Source organism: bacterium endosymbiont of Bathymodiolus sp. 5 South, from assembly GCF_900128535.1.
GTDB lineage: Bacteria > Pseudomonadota > Gammaproteobacteria > PS1 > Pseudothioglobaceae > Thiodubiliella.
Map to the genome: position 1 here is coordinate 1 of NZ_FQTR01000298.1, position 1459 is coordinate 1459.

Annotated in this window: 1 protein-coding gene; it reads left to right on the top strand. The window is 33.7% G+C overall.

The features are described from left to right. Nucleotides 1–10: 10 nt before the first annotated feature. Nucleotides 11–1459, top strand: a 1449-nt coding sequence (locus tag BBROOKSOX_RS10955; RefSeq protein WP_139661844.1) for a DNA methyltransferase, incomplete at its 3' end; no start/stop codon positions are given.

Genomic DNA, 1459 nt, shown 5'->3' on the forward strand with positions numbered 1-1459 from the left:
AGTAACTATTATGAAATTCAACCAGCAACTAGAACAATTATTAAAAACCCTGAGTCAATTCACCGATGCAGAAGGGGAATTACTCAAGCAAAATGTTAAACACAGTGCCGAAAAATTTGACCCTGAACTGATCAAATTGCTACTCAACGACCCAGACAGCAAAGCCCATTTTTTTGATGAAATAGATACTGCCACAATCTTTAATTACCGTAAGTTTATTGATTATATTGATGATAAAAACTTTTTGATTGATAGTTACACTAAGTTTTCTAATAAAGTTGGCTTAACCCTATCTAACAAACACATTCAACAAATTAATGAAGTGCTTCTGTCTTTTCCCTTTAAAGATTGTGTGCTTGAGGGTGGGCAATCAAAAGATGATGAAAAACGCAAAGAAATATTTTTTAACGAGGTATTAGCCAAAGATGAAATTAACCGTTTATTAAATAAAAAAGTCATCACCAGTGCTAAAAAATACACCCAAAATGGTGTTAGCGATGAGGTAAATTTTAACCGCAATGAAAACGGCTTGATTAAAGACAATCTAATCATCAAAGGCAATAATCTTTTAGCCCTACACACCCTTAAAAGCAACTTTGCTGGAAAAGTAAAACTGATTTACATTGACCCGCCATATAACACAGGCAACGACAGTTTTAATTATAACGATAATTTTAATCACTCCACTTGGCTTACTTTTATGAAAAATCGCCTTGAAGTGGCACGGGATTTGTTGAGCGAAGACGGGGTTATTTTTGTGCAGTGTGATGATAACGAACAGGCGTATTTGAAGGTATTGATGGATGGGATTTTTGACAGAAAAGACTTTGTCGGAAGTTTTATTTGGAAGAAAAAAAGTGGTGGTGGAAACGATTCAAAATACATTGTTAATGAACATGAGTTAATATTAACTTTCTCAAAAAATAAAACTAATATTGAAAATTGGTATGAACTACATGATGAAAAATATCTAAAACGATATAAAGAAAATGATAAAAAAGGTAGATATTTTTGGGATACATTCGCACGACCTGGATTAAAAAGCCCAATCAATTATGAGATTGATGCTCCCGATGGAACAACGATAAGCGGGGATTGGATATGGTCTAATAAAAGATTTTTACAAGAAAAAACCAATGGTGAGATAAAAATTCAAAAAAACTCTAGAGAAGGTTGGACGGTGTTTTTTAAACAAAGACTAAATGAGAAAGGTAAAAAAACTAGAAGTTTAATATTAGAAAAAGGAAACTCTTCAGTTGGCACAAAAGAAATAGTACAATTGTTTGATAATCGTATTTTTGCGACACCAAAACCTGAAATATTATTAGAGCATTTGATTTATATAGCCACCAAAAAAGGCGACCTAGTGCTTGATTACCACCTAGGCAGTGGCACAACCTGTGCCGTTGCCCACAAAATGGGACGGCAATACATTGGCATTGAGCAAATGGATTATATC